Genomic DNA, 18,467 nt, shown 5'->3' on the forward strand with positions numbered 1-18,467 from the left:
CGAGCACTGTGATCCAATCTGGACGTAAACCGCTCTAGAGCATATTCCGAAAAGCGGAAGCCGCCTTCGCGGGGAAAACAGTCCACTGGACTGTTTTCTTACCCCGCTTCGATCGGATAAGATACGCATAAAAGCAAAGAGATAGAGCGCCGTGAGTTCGATTAAACGCGACATGCTCTAGTAAGAAATGAAAAGCGCCGGTGAGAATATCTCACCGGCGTTTTTGTTCTCATCACTGCAATCATGCAGAAATATTTTAGATCGTACCCGGCAGGGAGGTCGGCATTTTGCCAACGCCCTGAATGAGCTGACCGATAAAGCTCTGATCTTTACCGCCGGTCGGTGTTGTGCGGGAGATGAAGTCGAAGACTTTACCATCCTGCAGACCATAATGGGCGATCTGAGAGACTTTGCCATCCTTGTTGAAGTAAACAGCAAGAATGCGGCGGTCGATGATTTTAGGCGCCATGAACTGCGCAACACGATAACGCTTCTGCGAAATATAGTAGAAGACTTCATTATCAAATGTAGCAGTTGTTGACGGGGTGCCGAGCGTCAGCAGAACCTGCTCACGACTGGAACCGACAGGAACAGAATCAAGCGCCTGTTCATCAAGGACGTAACCTTCAGTCAAAGTTTCTGAAGGATTGAGCGTGCTTGCGGTATTGCAACCGGCAAGCCCGAGCGAAAAAAGCACGGCTGCGCCTGTAATGAGCAAGCTTCTGCTGCGGTTTTGTGCGAAAATACGCTGCAACGACGACATCTCCATAACCATTATCCCAACGGTACTTCCGTATCCAGATGAACTTGGGTAAACCACCTTGCATCCGGATGCAACAAAAGCATGGGCGTTAAATGATGATTCTTAATTTATTAAGACGCAAATCCCGAGTAAATGAAGCAATTACACTGTTGATTTATGAAAAAATCGTGGCGGCAGCACGACAAAAACGCTTCTATGCCGAATTTCTTGTGCCCGATACGCCGATCGGCCGCTATGAAATGCTGTCATTACATGTGTTTTTGCTGATGCACCGGCTGAAATCTGAAGATCCGGCATTGAAAGAACTGACACAGGACATTGCAGAAGAGTTTTTCAAAGATGTCGACCATTCCCTGCGCGAACTTGGTATCGGCGATCAGGGCGTGCCGAAGCGCATGAAAAAACTGGCGCGCATGTATTATGGCCGTGTGCTGAGCTATGCTGAGGCAATCGATAAGAATGACAGCGCGGCTCTGGCTGTCGCTCTCGGACGTAATGTGCGTCCGGACCTGACCGAGGCCGGTAAAGAATGGGAATATAGTGAAGCAATGGCCGCTTATGTGATGCAGGTCTACGCGCATTTGCGTGAGCAGCCGGACAGCAGCTTCCTTGAAGCAAGCTTCAGCTTTGCATAAATATTACAAATACAAGCGCCGTTATTGGACCGGCGTTGAAACGAAATGGACTTATCATGACTAAACATAACGGGTCGGGAAATACGGGCTTAAGCCATCCGGTTCCGGTGGCACATGTACCGCCTAAGGGCATGACCGTTAAGATCGAAGCCAATGAAAAAGAGCGCGCTTTACTGGCTGCCAATCATGAATTGCTGTCGGTTGATTCATTCACAGCAGATTTTTTGATTACGCAGTGGAAGAAAGACGGCATTAAAGTGCGTGGTCATATCGAAGCGCAGATCGTGCAGGCTTGCATTGCTACGCTTGAGCCGATCAGTGCAACGATCAGTGAAGATGTGGATACGGTTTTTGTGCCGGAAAACTCCCGCCTTGCCCGTATTCGTCTGGATGAAAGCGGTGAAATGCTGATTGATGCCGAAGGTCCGGATATGCCGGAAACCTTTGAAGGTGACCGCATTGATATTGGCGCTGTGGCTGAAGAATTCTTTGAACTGGCGATTGATCCTTATCCGCGTAAAGCCGAGGCGGAATATGTAGAAATCATCGAAGATGACGAAGATGAAGCCGCAAGCGATATCAAGCCGGATTCGCCTTTTGCCGGTCTGGCCAAGCTGCGTGACAAAAACTGAGATTCTGTTTTTAAACAGCGGATGCTTCGCGTGATTTGAATAGTCAAAGCCTGTAAAGTGCTTTATATTCAAAAACATGCTGTGGGAGCTGCCGTTTCGCGGAATGGTGTCTGCGTGCCAAAATTAAAAATAAGTTGTGTGCGCAGGCAAAAAAGTTATTTTGCAAAATTCAGGGCGGGTTGCAGTGCTGTATAGGGCTGCAACTTCGCAGATGAAAAAGACGAAGATATTCACGTTTGCTTTGCGGACGCGGAATATACATTTAAATCATGCCGGACAGGCAGCCTTTATGGCAAACCCGTGTGGTTTTGTGAGGACCGGTATAGGACGATCAAGTGGTCACAATTTCTATTGACGCTATGGGGGGCGATTTTGGCCCTGAAGTGGTTATCCCCGCTGCGGCGAATGCACTGGAGCGTCATCCTGACATCCGGTTTGTTTTTTATGGCTTAGCAGGCCAGGTCGAACCTTTTCTGGATAAATTTCCTAAACTGAAAGCTGTATCGGTGCTGCATATCAGCGAAACCGCGGTGCAGATGGACGATAAGCCTAGTCAGGCTTTGCGCAATGGTCGCGGCAAATCCACGATGTGGCAGGCGATTGAAGCGGTGAAAAACGGCGAAGCCGATGTTTGTGTATCCGCAGGCAATACCGGCGCACTGATGGCAATGGCGAAATTCTGCCTGCGTATGATGGCTAATATTGAACGTCCGGCGATTGCGGCGATCTGGCCGACCACGCGTGGCGAAAGCATTGTACTGGACGTGGGTGCGAGTATTGGCGCCGATGCCCGTCAGCTGATTGATTATTCGGTGATGGGTGCCGGTATGGCACGCGCCTTGTTCGAAATTAAGCGCCCGACTGTCGGTCTGCTCAATGTTGGTGTTGAGGAAGTCAAAGGTCTGGATGCAATCAAGGAAGCGGGCGCTGCTTTGAAGGCAACACCGCTGCCGGGTTTTGAATATAACGGTTTTGTCGAGGGCGATGATATCGGCAAAGGCACAGTCGATGTTGTTGTGACGGAAGGTTTTTCCGGCAATATCGCTCTGAAAACTGCCGAAGGTACTGCCAAACAGATTGCGGCCTATCTGCGTGGTGCGATGAGTCGTACATGGATGGCGAGGATCGGTTATATTTTTGCCAAAGGCGCATTTAATCGCCTTAGGGAAAAGATGGATCCGAACAAGGTCAATGGCGGTGTATTTCTCGGTCTCAACGGTGTGGTTATTAAAAGCCACGGCGGCGCTAATGTTGACGGTTTCTGTTCGGCGATTGAGGTGGGTTATGACATGGTGCGCAATGGTCTTATGCAAAAGATCGAGGCGGATCTGACCACATTTTACAGCCATTACAAAGCTGATGATGCTGAAGTGACCGGCGATACGGCAGACGCAACTGCAAAACCGGCCTGATCCTTTAATTTAGAGCATTTCACAGTCAAATTGGATCAACCTGACGACAGTGACAATGCGACAACTAAAGAATCTAGAGCGAGTGCTGTGAGGTAATCTGAACGTAAGCCGCTCTATCGTAAATTCGCCTTATATGATTTCCATATAAGCGTTTATTCTGTCAGTCATTGCTTTCCGTTCAGGCATTTGTAATGACTGACACTATATTGCAATTATCCGGCGATAAATTCACGTCAGTGTCTCGCCGGACGAGCACGCACAAAATCAATATATGTATCCGGTGTCGTCGGATGGCTTGCTTTGCGCCAGATGCCCGACAAGATGCCCGATATGTCAGACAGGAAAATTACTGATGATCAGATCCGTCGTTAAAGGCATTGGTGCAGCCACACCGGAACGCGTTGTAAAAAATGCCGAGCTGGAAGGGGTTGTCGAAACATCCGACGAATGGATCGTTCAGCGTACAGGCATCCGCCAGCGCTATATTGCTGCTGAGAATGAAACGACTGTATCTCTCGGCACTAAAGCCGCACAGGCTGCTCTGGAAAATGCCGACCTGACAGCGGATGATATTGATCTCATTATTCTGGCGACCTCCACACCCAATCATACATTTCCGGCCAGCGCTGTTGAAATTCAGAATGCACTGGGTATGAAACACGGCTTTGCCTTTGATATGCAGGCTGTGTGCAGCGGCTTCGTCTATGCGGTGACAACGGCTGATATGTATATCAAGAGCGGTATGGCCAAGCGCGTATTGGTGATAGGCGCGGAAACATTCTCGCGTCTTCTCGACTGGAAAGACCGCACGACCTGCGTATTGTTTGGTGACGGAGCGGGTGCGCTGGTTCTCGAAGCCGGTGAGGGCAATGGTCTGACCTCTGATCGCGGTGTGCTGACAGCCAACCTGCGCTCTGATGGTTCCCATAAAGAAAAACTCTATGTTGATGGCGGCCCTTCAACAACCGGGACCGTCGGTCACCTGCGTATGGAAGGCCGTGAAGTTTTCAAGCATGCAGTGGGCATGATTACAGATGTGATTGAAGCCTCTTTTGCAACCACCGGCCTGAGCGCTGAGGATATTGACTGGTTCGTTCCGCATCAGGCCAATAAGCGCATTATTGATGCCTCTGCCAAGAAACTGAACATTGCCGAGCATAAAGTTGTGATTACCGTTGATCAGCATGGCAATACATCAGCAGCTTCCGTGCCGCTGGCTCTGGCGACCGCTGTAAAAGACGGGCGCATCAAAAAAGGCGATCTCATTTTGCTCGAAGCAATGGGCGGCGGCTTTACCTGGGGTGCGGTTTTGCTGCGTTGGTAGGGCGCTCAAACAGCATTTCAATGCCTTGTTGACTGAAAAGAAGTTTCATACGGTACAAAAGTCTGCTTGACCATCGGCGTTGCATCTGTGTAACCTGTTGCACATACAAGATATTATCACCTTTAACGCTAGCCGAGTAGGTTCATCATGGGGGGTAAGACTGTCACGCGTGCCGATCTGGCTGAAGCTGTCTATCGCAAGGTAGGGCTTTCACGTACGGAATCTGCGTCGCTTGTTGAAATGATTCTTGACGAAGTCTGTGATGCCATTGTGAATGGTGAAACTGTTAAGCTTTCATCTTTTGCAACATTTCAGGTCCGCGACAAGAATGAGCGCATTGGCCGTAATCCGAAAACCGGTGAGGAAGTTCCAATTCTGCCGCGTCGGGTTATGACCTTTAAAGCATCAAATGTGTTGAAACAGCGTATTCTGGATCAGCATCTTGCCCGTCAGGGTAATAAGGCCAAGGCCTGATTATCTGCCTTGTTTAAAGGCTTCTGATTTTGAAACACCGGCTGCATATGTGGCCGGTGTTTTGCTTTCTGCACATATCATGGAGGATGAGGACCTGTCTCTGCACTATGAATAATACGGATTTTTAAACCTTGATAGCTTTTCCGCTTAAGGCATTATGCAGCCTGCGATTTTTGCATTATGGTAAGTGATAATAAGAATCATTGTAAATGCCGAACAAAGTGCCGCGGTCAAAGCCGGATTCTCGACTTTTCTGTCAGGGATAGGCCTGTTTTTTATAAGTTTATATGCGGAATGCCTTGTTTTTGCAGGAAATGTGATTCATTCAAGTTGTGTATCGTTTGAGTGATACTCCTTTACGACCGGAAAGGGGCAGTACATGAATAAAAGTCCTGATGCGTTTAAGACGATCAGTGAGGTAGCGGAAGATCTGGATTTGCCGCAACATGTGCTGCGTTTCTGGGAAACGCGCTTTACCCAGATCAAGCCGATGAAACGCGGCGGCGGACGCCGCTATTACCGTCCGCTGGATGTGGAGCTGCTCAAGGGCATCCGTCATCTGCTCTACGATCAGGGTTATACAATCAAAGGTGTGCAGCGTTTGCTGCGTGAAAATAATGCACAATTCATCATTGCGCTCGGTAATGGTGATGTTGCTGCCGTTGAGGCGATAACACGTCAGAAGCAGGCAACAGCTGCGCAGGATGCTGCGATTGATGATTATGATCCGGAAGAACAACGCCAGTCTTCAGGCGGCCGTAAATTATTCGGCCTGTTGCGCGGCGATGAAGAAGGGCCGATGGGTGCTGATTCCAAACGCCTGAATAAAGACAACCGTACTTTGTTGCAGGAAGCACTTTTCGATTTGCTGGAATGCAAACGCCTGCTCGATCAGGTGCGGTAAAGGCTGGCAATTTTTATTTTTAGAGAGCGGGGTGGTTCAAACCACCCCGTTTTTGTTTTTATGATCTCAGGCGCGCTTCAGGCGAAGTACTTCACGATTTTTTGCATCAACCAGGATCAGCTTGTTTTTGCTGATTTTCCAGCTTGTGACCAGATTGAGTGCAGCATGAAATTTGGAATCCTGCTGCATCATCGGTGGCGGGCAGGCCATCAGTGTTGCACCAACGGGCAGCACCTTTACTTTATCGCCTTTAATTTCCATGCCGCCCATATAGCGGTTACAACCGCCACTGCCGGAAATCTTGCCATCCTGCGCAATATCAAGGGTGGACTGCACTTTTGCATGAACTTTATGTCCCTGAATGCGCTCTGTAATCCAGTTGCCGTAAATTCCGGATTCTGCGGCATTGGCGGTACTGAATCCTGCGAGCATTAATCCTGCAGAAATCACAGCAGATTGAAAGAGTTTGGTGGAGCTGAACGCCATATTTGTCCTCGTTATGAAATGATTTGCTTGCGGATAAGGGCATGTGAACCCGACTGTCTGATGTTTGTCCACCTTAAATACAGTGATGAGTAAACGCTTATCGCGCATATCGGGTTGCAAAATGCTTTAAATAAAATTATATAGCATAATAATTGTTAGCTTCCTACCTATGTGTGTGCTCATGAAACCTGCAATCGTTCAGAAACGTGCTGATTTGCTTACGGATATGTCCGTGGCTGGTCGCAAATTACGCACTTTATTTGATGCATTCGCGAAAGAGCACGACATGACATTGTCCCGTGCCCGCACGTTGTTTTTGCTTTCAACCCATAAATGTATGACGCAGACCGAACTGGCTGCAGCATTGGAGATTGAGACACCTACACTGGTGCGTTTGATCGACGGGTTGGAAAAGCAAGGGCTGGTCACACGGCGTGCCGTGGAAGGCGACAGACGCGCCAAACATATTATTCTGACCGAGGCGGCTCATGATCAGGTGGAAGAATTGCATATCGTTGCCGAACAATTGCGCATCCGCATTCTTCAGGATCTGAGTGAGGCTGATCTGGATGAAGGTTTACGCATTATGCGGGTGATTTTGAAGAATATGGAAGCGATCAGCTGATTTTATCATGGCAGATATAAGAGTAACCGGAGAGGACGAGCCCGAAGAGGCCGGAGATGATGCCGATGCAGTGCTGCATCCGGCAAAAGCCGGTGTGCAGGAAACGGAAAAACCATCAGCTGAAGCTGTGCCGGCCACCACACAACAGATCGTAAAACCGGCACTTGTGGAGGAAGTGGTAGAGGCACCTGCATCCGATGCTCCGCAGGCTTCTGCTGCGCCGCCTGTACCGCCGGCAAAACCGTTTCTGCTTTCTGCTGCTTTTGTGTGTGCATCTCTGCTGATGTGGATCACACAGGGCATTGGCCTGAATATGGTTGCGGTCAATATCCCGCAATTACAGGGCGGACTTGGCGCTACGACTGCGGAAACGACATGGCTGCTTGCTGCCTATATGGCACCGAATGTCAGCCTGACACTGTTCCTGATGAAAATCCGCACGCAATACGGGTTGCGCCGGTTTACAGAACTGGGGCTGCTTACTTTTGTGGTGGTTACATCACTGCACTGGTTTATCCATGACCTTAACTCGGCATTGATTGTACGGTTCTTTTCGGGGGCTGCGGCATCCCCTATGTCGACGCTCGGCTTTTTCTATATGCTTGAGGCGTTTCCTCCGAGTAAGAAAATGAGCTGGGGACTGTGTCTGGCTTTAACCTGTACGACACTCGGTGCACCGCTTTCGCGCATTATTTCTCCGATATTGCTGGATACCGGTCTGTGGCAGCAGCTTTATATGCTGGAAATCGGTCTTGCGATGCTGTGTTTTGCGACGGTCTATACACTTAAGCTGACACCAATTCCGCATCAGAAAGTGCTCGAAAAGCTGGATTTCATCAGCTATCCGCTGATTGCAACCGGCTTCGGACTTTTGGCAATGATGCTGGTTGTCGGCCGTTTATACTGGTGGCTTGAGGCTCCGTGGATCGGTATCTGTCTGGCTGTTGCTTTTGCGGCTCTGGCATTGGCTGCCGCGATTGAATTCAATCGTGAAAATCCTCTGATTAATATCCGCTGGCTGACCAGCAGACAGACGCTGACTTTTACCGGTATGTTGCTGGTGTTTCGGCTGGTGCTTTCAGAGCAAACAGCCGGTGCCACAGGGATGTTTCAGGCACTGGGTATTTATAATGAGCAAAGCACCGGCCTTTATTGGCTTCTGATTATCAGCTCGTTTATGGGCGGCATCAGTTGCGCTATGGTTATCCGTCCGGGGCGTGAAGCCTATATTTATGCGGTCGCGCTGATATTGATTATGACCGGTGCATTTATGGATGGTCATGCCAATAATCTGACCCGCCCTGAAATGATGTATCTCAGTCAGGGGATGATTTCATTTGGCGGAGCTTTATTTCTGCCACCTGCCATGGCGGCAGGGCTGGTAAGTGCGCTGAAAAACGGACCGGCCTATATAACCAGCTTTATTGTGATTTTCATTTTCACGCAGAGTGTGGGCGGGCTGTTCGGTTCCGCAGTCTTCGGCAGCTTTGTGACATGGCGTCAGCAATTCCACCTCCGCGGGCTTTACGACCAGCTGGTTCTGACCGATCCGCAGGTTGCGCAACGTATCGCGCAGCTTTCCGGTGCTGTGACAAAAGTCATAACAGATCCTGTTTATGTGCAGGCTGAAGGGGTAGCACTTTTGGCGCAGCAGGCTGTGAAAGAGGCCGTTATATTATCCTATAATGATCTGTTTCTGCTCGTTTCTGCTATTGCTGCACTGACTTTGGCCATTCTGATTATTCGTCGCGCTGTTTTCCCCGTAATCGGGAAACTCTGGCGCTTGATGCACGGGCGCGCAATTGCGCAGCCCGTATAAGTTGATTTTGATTTGTGAGTATCTGAAATGCAGAAGATTTTTCGTAATTCGGCAACATTGTTTATTCTGGCTATTGGCCTGTGTGGCGTATTGTTCATTCTTTATGCCTGGCAGCTGCCGCCGTTTCGCTCCTCTGTCCAGATGACAGAAAACGCCTATGTCCGCGGGCAGGTAACGGTGATCAGCCCACAGCTTGCTGGTTATATTACCAATGCGCCTGAGCGTGATTATCTGCGTGTCAAAAAGGGTGAGGTGCTGTTTACGCTGGATGACCGGATTTATGTTCAGAAACTGAAGCAGGCAGAAGCCATGCTGGAGACACAAAAAGCAGCACTTGCAAATTCGGAGCAGGATCGGTTGGCCGCAGAAGCGCGCACGCGCTCCGGCGAGGCTGTTCTGAACAGCGCGAAAGTGACATTGAATGTGGCCGAGGCGAATTATAATCGCGTAACACCCTTGCGTAAAAGCGGGGTGATGACCCAAAGCAATGAAGATCAGTCCTTATCAGCTTTGGAGCAAGCACGCGGTGCTGTCAGTCAGGCAGAAGCAGCGCTGGATGTGAATAAACAGGATGTACAATCCATCATTGTTCGCAGACATTCTCTTGAAGCTGCCGTTACCAATGCAGAAGCTGCAGTTGATCTGGCCAGAATTGATCTGAGCAATACAAAAATCACTGCGCCTCAGGATGGTGTGCTTGGGGAAATCGGTGCGAAACCGGGCCAATATGTTAATATTGGTGCACAACTGACAAATCTTGTACCGGATAAAAAGTGGATTATTGCTAATTTTAAAGAGACCCAGTTTTACGGCATGAAAGCCGGCTTGCCGGTGACATTCACTGTGGATGCATTAAACCATGAGAAAATGACAGGTCATATTGAAGCATTTTCTCCGGCAACAGGCTCGGAATTCAGTGTTTTGAAAGCGGATAACGCGACGGGAAATTTCATCAAGGTAACGCAGCGGCTGCCGGTTCGTATTGCGATTGATAGCGGACAGGAGCAGGTAGGGCGTCTGGTTCCGGGAATGTCGGTTATCGTCAAGGTTGATTCCGGAGCCGCAGCGAAATAATGCTTGCATGACAACAAAACGAGGTCTGAATGCAAACTATAGAGATACGCCCGCTTACACGTGATGAGGTTGTATCTGTCTGGCAGATTGAGCGGCGCGAGATTATTCAGGAAGTTTATCGCTTTGCTGATGGCCGCTTACATTTACATTCAGAGTTTTATGATACACGCGACTGGCCGGAAGGAGAGCCTGAGCTCTATACCCCGATCCTGCTGGAGTGTTACGATCATGGCGGTGCATTTCTTGGTGCTTTCGCGGAGGAAAAACTGGTTGCGGTCGCTGTTGTTGATGCGCGGCCGGTTACGGATTATCCGCAATACCGGCAGCTGTCTTTTTTACATGTCAGTCATGATTGGCGCGGGCGCGGATTAGCCTCGCGCCTCTATCGGCAATCTATGGAAATTGTCAAAGAGCAGGGTGCAGAAGGATTCTATATTTCTTCAACCTCAACGCGGCATACGGTCGAGTTTTATCTGCATCAGGGCGGCCATCCGATAGGACAGCCGGATAAGAGGCTATATGCTCTGGAGCCGGATGATATTCACCTGATCCATAAATTCTGATTTACGACATTTGGGCTTTATTTTTTGCAGCGCTGTTTTCCAAGCTGGACTTTAAATTGTCTTGGTCCTACCAGCCCGGCCTTTGCCGGAAGCGTGATAATTGTTGCTTTTATTGAGCAATTGCCTGCGACCACCAAATACTGATCTTCACTCTGATAAACGACTTTGGTGACAGCTTGTTGCGGAGACAATGTTTCTGTAACCGCAGAGATGACAGCATTCATTTCAATGGCGCGCTGATACTGCGGCGCTAGAGCTGCCACTGATGCAGAACTCAGCCCCGACAGAAAAAATGCTGTTGCAATCAATTTGAGAAATATGATGCGCATACTGAATCCTTTGCCGGTTCTCGGGGCCTGATAATGACTGTTGAAGTTGCATAGAGTGCGAATGTTCAGTGGATAATAAACAGAAAATCAGGCTTTAATCATCACTGAAATCAGGCACTTCGCCAAAGCTTGCTAACAGGCGCGGCGCGTTCATATCGCCGCTTTCCTCATCAACCAGCACAGCATAGGCCGCAACACCAATAAACCGGCCAGACATAGATGTGGCAATCTTAATGGCTCCTGCCTCACTGGAAGCAGGGCGCATTTCCGCCGCAACAAGTTTCTGGTTGTTTCTGCGGAACGGCATAATGATATATTTTTCAGGGTTTTGTGCGGCGAGAGACATTATAGAATCCTCTATTTGTTCCTATAATGTTCTTGTTTTTATATGCGGTCAAGCGCAATTTTAAAAGCGATGAAAATTAAGCACTAGCGGAAATAGTTCACATTTGATGCGGCTTTGAACCGCTCAGGAAATAATTGCATTTGGTGTCAGAGCTGAAAAATGGAGTGAGGATAACAGTATAAGGACGGTTCTATAAAACATTTACAAACTGCAATTTTGGTTTAGTTAGAGCAGACCGGCGTAATGAGGAATTGATGTCAAATATTGTGAACACAGTTTGGATCGGCAAACAGCTTGGCCCAATTCATGCAGCTTGTTTGAGATCGTTTTTACGCAATGGCTATGATGTCGTATTGCATTCTTTCGGAGTGCCGGAAGATGTTCTTGAAGGTGTCAGATTATTTGATGCAAGCAAGCTGATGTCTTTACAGGAAATTGAAATTTTTCGAAAAAACAGCAGACTGGCTTTTGCCTCTGACATTTATCGCTATCGCATTCAGCGAGAAAATATGGGGCTTTATGTTGACTGTGATGTTTATTGCCTGAAGCCTTTTGCCGAAGCTGAATATATTTTCGGTTGGGAAAGTTCCGAGCTGATATGTAATGCTGTTCTTAAAATTCCTGCTGAAAGCCATTTATTAAAAAAAATCCTGGAGGCCTCCGAGGATAGTTACTTCATTCCTCCGTGGCTGAAGACCCGCCGAAGAAACAGGATGATATTGCGGAAAAAACTTGGATTTCCTGTTCATGTAGCAGATCAGCCTTGGGGTGTTATCGGGCCGCAGCTTTTAACACATTATGTTCGTGAACTGAATTTGACGGATCATGTATCGAGCATAGACACATTTTATAATATGCATTTCGAATGTACAAATTTGCTTTATGAACCAGGACTTTCAGTTCTTAACCTGACATCAGGACGTTCATCTGCACTTCATTTGTATAGTTCCCGTTTGAAACTAAATAATATTCCTGCGGGTAGCCCGATGGATGAAATTCTGAATTCATGATGCTGGGTGACATATGAAAACACTTGTTATTAATCTGGACAGAAGTGCTGACAGACTTGCTCATTGTCACCATCAGTTTAGTCAATTGAAACTGCAATTTGAAAGAGTTCCGGCGGTGGACGGACGTAATCTTGAGCCGGATGATATTGCAAAGATTGGTCTGAGTGAGGATTGGCCAAAGCCCACTCCGTCAGAGTTCGCCTGTTTTATGAGCCATCGGAAATGCTGGGAGCTTCTGGTTGCCAGCAATGACAAATATGCAGCAATTTTCGAAGATGATATAATTCTGACCGCAAAAGCTGCTGATTTTCTGAAAAATGCGAACTGGGTTCCAGCCGGAATTGATTTGCTGCGGTTCGAGACTTTTAAAATGAAGGTTTATTTTAAAAGATGGGAACAGATTTCTGTTCATGACCGGCATTTAAAAAGAATGTTGAGTTTTCAATCCGGTACAGGCGGCTATCTTATCTCCAGAGAGCTTGCTGTGCAGTTGCTCTCATTGACGCGGCAATATATGCCGGCTCCGATTGACCATTTCTTGTTCGATCCGCGCTGTGAGGTTTATGCGCAGAATAATATTTATCAAATGGTTCCCGCGATCTGTGCTCAGGAACAGGTTCTGACACCTGAAGCTCTGCTTCTGGGGCAAAATATTGAAGAGCGCTCTGTAGTTCACATGGTGCAAAAAAAACGGGGCACCCTTTCGAAAAAGCAAAAAATTATCCGTGAGCTTAAAAGAGGTGTTTCCAAAGTGAAGCGTTTTGCGACAGAAAAAAGAATGATTATTGACGTTCTCTGATGTTGATTTATTGAGCTGAAAAAGCCGGGGGAAGCATCTATGAAATGTTATCTGATCAATCTTGATCGTGCACCGGAGAGAATGGCGCGAATGTCAAAGATGCTTTCTGATCTGGATATTCCGTTTGAGAGGGTTTCTGCGATTGACGGGCAGAAATTTTCACTGCAGGAGCTTTCTGATTACAGATCGCAAGGTGTCGCGGGCTTTGACTTATCGGCAGGTGATATTGCTTGCGGTGCAACACACTTGATGATTATGAGGAAAATCATTGCTGGTGCCGATGAATATGCTGCCGTTATGGAAGACGATATATACGTTTCAGCAGATGCAAAGGATTACCTTTGTTCGGATAGTTGGATTCCGCAAGATGCTGATCTGGTTAAGCTTGAAACGTCTTTGATGGTGACAACTATTTCAAGCAAGCGGATTAAGCTGAATAAAACACGCTATTTATCGCGTCTTTTGTCTCATCATTCCGGAGCGGCTCTGTACATTATCAGCCGGAAAGCTGCCAAAGAAATTGTCGACCGTTTCACACCCGGAATGGATTGTATAGATGGCGATGTTTTTGGAAAATCACTTCACAGGCATAATATTTATCAAATTGTTCCTGCTTTAGGGCGGCAGGCAGCGGCAGGGACTTCAAAAGGTGAAGGCTGTCTTATCAGTGACATAGAGCTGCAACGTGGGCACTATCCGGACAAGACGGTTATAACCGCAAGCAATGATGAGAAACCTAAAGGCCTTAAAAAAGCTAAACGTGAATTGACCAGATCAGTCACTAAAATCGGACAGGCAATTTTATTCATCAGGCTTTTGCTAATGAAAGGACATATCCTGCGGAAGATACCTTTCAAGGCATAAAGAGTCTTCCGTTGTTCTTTGCGAGCTTTAATCTCTTGCCAAAAAAGCCTTTCTATTCTAGGGCTTTTAGGTGTTCGGAGCGTAGCGCAGCCAGGTAGCGCACTTGACTGGGGGTCAAGGGGTCGTGGGTTCGAATCCCGCCGCTCCGACCATGTTTCAAAGCTTGAAACCGATGTAAAACGGCTCACCTGCCTTCAAAAGGATAAGCCGCACAGATGTTTATTGCCTCGACATTAAATCTTTCGTTCATAGCCTGATTGGCATGGTTTTGTTTCGCCGCTATTCCTGAAAACAGCAGTAAAATCAGAACATGGGAGAGGGAGCTATCGGATCATTTTTTCGCTGTGGCGACAAATGTGTCCGTGTAGACTGTTATTTTGTCAGGTGCCGTAACCAGTTTCGCTTTATTTGTTTTGATTTCTGTGGCTCCCAATTTGATAACCACATTGCCGCTGAACTGGGAGACAGTTTTTGATAACTGTTTTGTCTGGTCTGCATTGATTGTAAAAGCAGGGCGCTTCGCAGTTGTTGATGCAGCCTCAGCATTTGCGCTCATGGCGAAAGCGGATAATGCAGTTATATAAATAAGTGAATAAGAGCGCATTATGAATTCCTTCATTCGAAAAGAAGGAAATGAGAACATAGTTCCTCAGTGGTGAAAACCACAATTAAGTGGGAGGAAAGAGCCGGATAGAGCGGTAAGCAGACCCTGTGACCGGTTTTAAATATTACATTGCCGCATCAAAACAGTCAGGGATGATTGTTTTCCCTGACTGTTCTTACCTGATATAATCGGCAGATTGCTATGAATGTGCCGGAAGCAGGCAAACAAGGTTAGTTGGCTTTCCTGACCTCGTGATCGGCGCCGTAAATTGAAATCGCCGGATCTTTAACACCTGATGCGACAGACCAGTTGATTTTATGGCCAACACCTCCGACTTCGATTTTGGTGTCACTTTCCAGGGTAACATTCACCACATTTTGTGCACCGCTCACTTCAAGCTCTGCCCTGTCATTATCATTGGAGCGTAATGTGGCTGTGACTTCATGGTTGGCCACGTCTACAGAGAGGTCATTCACACGACCACCGGTCACTTTATTATTTGAACCGGTCACTGATACATCATTGGCTTCTTCAAATGTCACTTGATGATCGCTGCCGTGAATAACAACATCATCACACCGGCCGGTGAGTTTGATCGTATTCTTCACACCGTAAATGCCGATATCATTCGAAGAACAGGCAATATCACGTGTAATACCAGAGCCTTCAACGGTCAGTTCCTCTGCGGATGCTGCGCCTGAAATAAGAACACTCATTAAAGTGATTGCGGAAATATTCAGTTTCATCGTGTCACTCTCTGTTGAGGGAAGGGAGGTATTTTGTATATCTCTAAAATGGCCCTTTAAATACAAAAAAAGCGCCAAGGCAGATAAATGCAAAACCAATCATATGATTTATGGTTATGCTTTCCCCCAGATACAGCACGGAAAATCCGGCAAATACACTGAGAGTAATGACTTCCTGAATGGTTTTGAGTTCTGCGGCACTGTAGATGCCATGCCCCATTCTGTTGGCCGGAACTGCAAGGCAATATTCAGCAAAAGCGATCAGCCAACTGACAATTATGACCAGCAAAAGCGGTTTGTTTGTAAATTTGAGATGCCCGTACCAGGCAAATGTCATGAAGATGTTGGATGCGCAAAGCAGTAAGATCGGCTTGAGATAATCAGCCATATGTGCCTCGGTGTGATTGGCAGCAGTCCTGCTCAGCATGAAATCATTTTGACAGGCTGAGGAGTTCTGGCAGGCAGGAACGAAATAAAAGATGGTGCGAACAGCCTGAGTTCTTATCGGTTTGTTTTACCTTTGAACAGATCGCTTCCGAGGCCGGGAAAAACACCTTTACGGACAGATAAAGACAGAAAGCTTCTCTGCTTTGATCTGCCCGTGGCGCATTTATGATATCTGACAGAATATGCCGCTTAAGGAACTTCGTCATAGGCGACAATGCCGCCTTCGCTTTCCAGTGTTGAAAGCCGTCGTGCTTCGGATCGTGTAAATTTCAATCTCACGCCAATACCGCCGCCATTTTCCGGAATAAATACAGCTCCGGCATCTTCAAGGGCTTTTTGCAGCGCTGCAAGGACAGTTTCATCCGGTGTTTCAAGTTTTCGTTCAAATAACTCAATCACACGGATATCAATGCCTGAGAATGATGACAGTCTTTCACGGCTGAGTTCAATTAATGCGCGGGCAGCTTTAGATTGCGGGCCGGTAATCATCACAAGTCTGTCCTTCTGACTGCAGTGCCGCAGGAAAGTCTCTGGCGGTCACCGTAAGCGGTTGAGAAATAGAACTTTATTCACTCCATCATAGCTCAGTTACGGGAAGTTGAAACAAGACTTTTTGAAGCGGTGCGAATAAAGCGGTGAGGTATATTCCGGAGCCTGAAAACTGATTAGGGGAGCAGGAGCTTTATCTGAATATACTCCTGCTTTGATTGAGATGTCACAATTTCGCCCGGAAGCCGGTGCTTCAATTTTGGAGAGGAAATCTCAAAGGTAAAATTTATAACTTATTGTAATTTATTGATTTTTATAAAAATTTTCAAAACGCTCATTTTTATTCAAACGATTTTGATCCGCTTTGTAGCTTGCTCAAAAACGTGTTGTTTCTTGATAAAGATATTGAATCTGTGCGTTTTTTAACGTCGAACAGGTGAACTATGAAATTCAAAAGAATTTCTGTTGCGAGCAATCTATTATGTTTCATTACGGCCATTTATATTACTGTATTTTTTAACCGCGCCGCTTTCATTTTCATTGCGGATCATCTCAAAGGAGATTTTCTGAGTACCGGTATTATTGCTGCGGTATTATTTTTGCTGACCTATTGTTTGCTGGTTTTATTTTCAGCGCCATATCTCATCAAACCTGCATTGATTTTCTTTGTGACGGTGTCTGCAGCCGCTGCATATTTTATTGATCATTTCGGCGTTCTGATTACACCGAATATGATTGAAAATGCTGCGACAACCACAAAGGCTGAATCCGGTCATCTGATTAATTCGCATTTTGTAATCAATATGCTGCTTTATGCCGGTCTGCCGTCCGCACTGATTATCTGCGTGAAGGTCAGGCACCGGCCTTTCGTGCAGAAATTATGGGTCAATACTTTGCTGATCAGTGGTTGTCTGATTGCCGGTATTGCTTTGCTTCTGACAGATTTTGGTGCTTTTTCTTCGATGTTTCGCGAGAAAAAGGCGGAAATCACCGGCAGGCTTAACCCGCTTGCGCCGCTCAGCAGTACCATTCGTTATTTCGTGAAGGTCAATGATGAGCGCACCTATATTGCTCAGCCGCTCGGCACAGATGCTGTACAGACCAAACCATATCGAGAGGGCAATAATAAAAAGCGGTTGACGGTGATTGTGGTCGGTGAAACAGCACGGGCACAGAACTTCAGTTTCAATGGCTATGACCGGGACACAAATCCGAAGCTCCGTGAGCGTGGTGTTCTGAATTTCACCGATGTCAGCAGTTGCGGTACAGAGACCTCTGTTTCAGTGCCATGCATGTTTTCCCCGTTTCCGCGTACGGAATATAGCAGTAAGAAATTCCGTCAGTCTGAAAACTTGCTGGATGTGCTCAAACATGCCGGTATTCAGCCTTTATGGATTGAAAATAATACCGGCAGTAAACGTGTCGCAGATCGCATTGAAACAATTGATATGAGCCTTCTGCAGGAAGGTAATCCGAATTGTGCAGGCGGCGAATGTTACGATCAGGTGCTGGTAGACACACTGGCATCACGGCTTGAGAGTTTTCAAACCAATACTGTTGTCGTGCTGCATATGCTTGGCAGTCATGGCCCTGCTTATTACCGGCGCTACCCGCCGGAGCAGGAAATCTTCAAACCTGCATGCCGCACATCTAATTTCGCTGACTGCACTCAGCAGGAAATTGTAAATTCCTACGACAATACAATCGCTTATACCGATAAAATATTGGCGGAAATTATTGATTTATTGAAATCCAGAGAAAGTGAGTTTGCCTCATCGATGATCTATATGTCTGATCATGGTGAATCTCTTGGCGAGAAAGGGCTGTATCTTCATGCCATGCCTTATTTCATCGCACCGCGGGAGCAAACGGCTATTCCGTTTATCAGCTGGTTTTCACCGGACTTTCTGAGAGAGAATGACCTGAAACAGGCTTGCCTCAAAACTCTGGCAGATTATCCGGCATCTCATGATAATCTGTTTCATACGGTGCTGGGTTTAATGAATGTAAAATCGACCGTCTATGACAGGGATATGGACATCTTCAATACTTGTCGCGGTGACGGAGCTGCTTCCTGAATATCAAAACAGCGCCGGAAATTTCCGGCGCTGTTTTATTGAGC

The 18,467-nt window shown here is 47.1% G+C and carries 22 protein-coding genes and 1 tRNA gene; 15 read left to right on the top strand and 8 right to left on the bottom strand.

Features of this window, described 5'->3' with window-relative positions:
- Positions 1-256 precede the first annotated feature (256 nt).
- Entirely contained in the window at positions 257-769 is a 513-nt protein-coding gene (locus tag HBA93_RS03975) for an outer membrane protein assembly factor BamE (RefSeq protein WP_075655863.1), read from the bottom strand.
- Positions 770-858: 89 nt separating this feature from the next.
- Here HBA93_RS03975 and HBA93_RS03980 point away from each other — a divergent pair, with 89 nt between their 5' ends.
- From HBA93_RS03980 to HBA93_RS04005, 6 genes are all read left to right on the top strand, one after another.
- Entirely contained in the window at positions 859-1,398 is a 540-nt protein-coding gene (locus tag HBA93_RS03980) for a ubiquinol-cytochrome C chaperone family protein (protein WP_122092922.1), read from the top strand.
- A 56-nt stretch (positions 1,399-1,454) separates the two neighbouring features.
- Positions 1,455-2,030 carry a DUF177 domain-containing protein gene (locus HBA93_RS03985; RefSeq protein WP_221722399.1) on the top strand — a complete coding sequence of 192 codons (576 nt, stop codon included), beginning with the start codon at positions 1,455-1,457 and terminating at the stop codon, positions 2,028-2,030.
- Between the two features lie 335 nt (positions 2,031-2,365).
- Complete coding sequence (plsX, locus tag HBA93_RS03990) at positions 2,366-3,442, top strand: phosphate acyltransferase PlsX (protein ID WP_121992771.1); 1,077 nt, start codon at positions 2,366-2,368, stop codon at positions 3,440-3,442.
- Between the two features lie 352 nt (positions 3,443-3,794).
- Positions 3,795-4,766: a beta-ketoacyl-ACP synthase III gene (locus HBA93_RS03995; protein ID WP_221722400.1), complete on the top strand. Its 972-nt coding sequence runs from the start codon at positions 3,795-3,797 to the stop codon at positions 4,764-4,766.
- 147 nt (positions 4,767-4,913) lie between these two features.
- On the top strand, positions 4,914-5,240 hold the full coding sequence (locus tag HBA93_RS04000) for an integration host factor subunit alpha (protein ID WP_022710773.1): 327 nt from the start codon (positions 4,914-4,916) through the stop codon (positions 5,238-5,240).
- A 379-nt stretch (positions 5,241-5,619) separates the two neighbouring features.
- The gene (locus HBA93_RS04005) at positions 5,620-6,144 is read left to right on the top strand and encodes a MerR family transcriptional regulator (RefSeq protein WP_022710774.1); all 525 of its coding nucleotides are present in this window, start codon (positions 5,620-5,622) and stop codon (positions 6,142-6,144) included.
- A gap of 66 nt (positions 6,145-6,210) precedes the next feature.
- Here HBA93_RS04005 and HBA93_RS04010 read toward each other — a convergent pair whose 3' ends face one another.
- Positions 6,211-6,630 carry an META domain-containing protein gene (locus tag HBA93_RS04010; protein ID WP_221722401.1) on the bottom strand — a complete coding sequence of 140 codons (420 nt, stop codon included), beginning with the start codon at positions 6,628-6,630 and terminating at the stop codon, positions 6,211-6,213.
- A 181-nt stretch (positions 6,631-6,811) separates the two neighbouring features.
- Between HBA93_RS04010 and HBA93_RS04015 the strand changes: the two genes are divergently transcribed.
- From HBA93_RS04015 to HBA93_RS04030, 4 genes are all read left to right on the top strand, one after another.
- Positions 6,812-7,255 carry a MarR family winged helix-turn-helix transcriptional regulator gene (locus HBA93_RS04015; protein ID WP_286201734.1) on the top strand — a complete coding sequence of 148 codons (444 nt, stop codon included), beginning with the start codon at positions 6,812-6,814 and terminating at the stop codon, positions 7,253-7,255.
- A 175-nt stretch (positions 7,256-7,430) separates the two neighbouring features.
- Positions 7,431-9,074: an MFS transporter gene (locus HBA93_RS04020; protein ID WP_502910033.1), complete on the top strand. Its 1,644-nt coding sequence runs from the start codon at positions 7,431-7,433 to the stop codon at positions 9,072-9,074.
- A 27-nt stretch (positions 9,075-9,101) separates the two neighbouring features.
- Positions 9,102-10,148, top strand: coding sequence for an HlyD family secretion protein (locus HBA93_RS04025; RefSeq protein ID WP_221722402.1), 1,047 nt, complete (start codon positions 9,102-9,104; stop codon positions 10,146-10,148).
- 29 nt (positions 10,149-10,177) lie between these two features.
- Positions 10,178-10,711, top strand: a complete 534-nt coding sequence (locus HBA93_RS04030) for a GNAT family N-acetyltransferase (RefSeq protein ID WP_121992768.1) — start codon at positions 10,178-10,180, stop codon at positions 10,709-10,711.
- Between the two features lie 17 nt (positions 10,712-10,728).
- On the opposite strand, the gene HBA93_RS04035 is transcribed toward HBA93_RS04030, so the two are convergent.
- Together HBA93_RS04035 and HBA93_RS04040 are read right to left on the bottom strand one after the other, a co-directional pair.
- Positions 10,729-11,040: a hypothetical protein gene (locus HBA93_RS04035; protein WP_286201736.1), complete on the bottom strand. Its 312-nt coding sequence runs from the start codon at positions 11,038-11,040 to the stop codon at positions 10,729-10,731.
- A 94-nt stretch (positions 11,041-11,134) separates the two neighbouring features.
- Positions 11,135-11,386, bottom strand: a complete 252-nt coding sequence (locus HBA93_RS04040; protein WP_121992767.1) for a hypothetical protein — start codon at positions 11,384-11,386, stop codon at positions 11,135-11,137.
- Positions 11,387-11,640: 254 nt separating this feature from the next.
- On the opposite strand from HBA93_RS04040, the gene HBA93_RS04045 reads away from it, so the two are divergent.
- The 4 genes from HBA93_RS04045 to HBA93_RS04060 all read left to right on the top strand — a co-directional run bounded on the left by HBA93_RS04045 (position 11,641) and on the right by HBA93_RS04060 (position 14,211).
- On the top strand, positions 11,641-12,396 hold the full coding sequence (locus HBA93_RS04045) for a glycosyltransferase family 32 protein (protein WP_221722403.1): 756 nt from the start codon (positions 11,641-11,643) through the stop codon (positions 12,394-12,396).
- Positions 12,397-12,409: 13 nt separating this feature from the next.
- On the top strand, positions 12,410-13,195 hold the full coding sequence (locus HBA93_RS04050; protein WP_221722404.1) for a glycosyltransferase family 25 protein: 786 nt from the start codon (positions 12,410-12,412) through the stop codon (positions 13,193-13,195).
- A gap of 39 nt (positions 13,196-13,234) precedes the next feature.
- On the top strand, positions 13,235-14,059 hold the full coding sequence (locus HBA93_RS04055; RefSeq protein WP_221722405.1) for a glycosyltransferase family 25 protein: 825 nt from the start codon (positions 13,235-13,237) through the stop codon (positions 14,057-14,059).
- A 75-nt stretch (positions 14,060-14,134) separates the two neighbouring features.
- A tRNA-Pro gene (locus HBA93_RS04060) sits at positions 14,135-14,211 on the top strand.
- 179 nt (positions 14,212-14,390) lie between these two features.
- Here the strand turns inward: HBA93_RS04060 and HBA93_RS04065 are convergent.
- The 4 genes from HBA93_RS04065 to HBA93_RS04080 form a co-directional block, all read right to left on the bottom strand.
- Complete coding sequence (locus HBA93_RS04065) at positions 14,391-14,663, bottom strand: LptA/OstA family protein (protein WP_121992763.1); 273 nt, start codon at positions 14,661-14,663, stop codon at positions 14,391-14,393.
- Positions 14,664-14,893: 230 nt separating this feature from the next.
- Positions 14,894-15,379: a DUF3060 domain-containing protein gene (locus HBA93_RS04070; protein WP_221722406.1), complete on the bottom strand. Its 486-nt coding sequence runs from the start codon at positions 15,377-15,379 to the stop codon at positions 14,894-14,896.
- A 73-nt stretch (positions 15,380-15,452) separates the two neighbouring features.
- Positions 15,453-15,797 carry a DMT family protein gene (locus tag HBA93_RS04075; RefSeq protein WP_028233603.1) on the bottom strand — a complete coding sequence of 115 codons (345 nt, stop codon included), beginning with the start codon at positions 15,795-15,797 and terminating at the stop codon, positions 15,453-15,455.
- Positions 15,798-16,045: 248 nt separating this feature from the next.
- Entirely contained in the window at positions 16,046-16,345 is a 300-nt protein-coding gene (locus HBA93_RS04080; protein ID WP_075655621.1) for a hypothetical protein, read from the bottom strand.
- 443 nt (positions 16,346-16,788) lie between these two features.
- Between HBA93_RS04080 and HBA93_RS04085 the strand changes: the two genes are divergently transcribed.
- On the top strand, positions 16,789-18,423 hold the full coding sequence (locus tag HBA93_RS04085) for a phosphoethanolamine transferase (protein WP_221722407.1): 1,635 nt from the start codon (positions 16,789-16,791) through the stop codon (positions 18,421-18,423).
- Positions 18,424-18,467 lie beyond the last annotated feature (44 nt).

This window comes from Ochrobactrum sp. SFR4 (assembly GCF_019730395.1).
Taxonomy (GTDB): Bacteria; Pseudomonadota; Alphaproteobacteria; order Rhizobiales; family Rhizobiaceae; genus Pseudochrobactrum.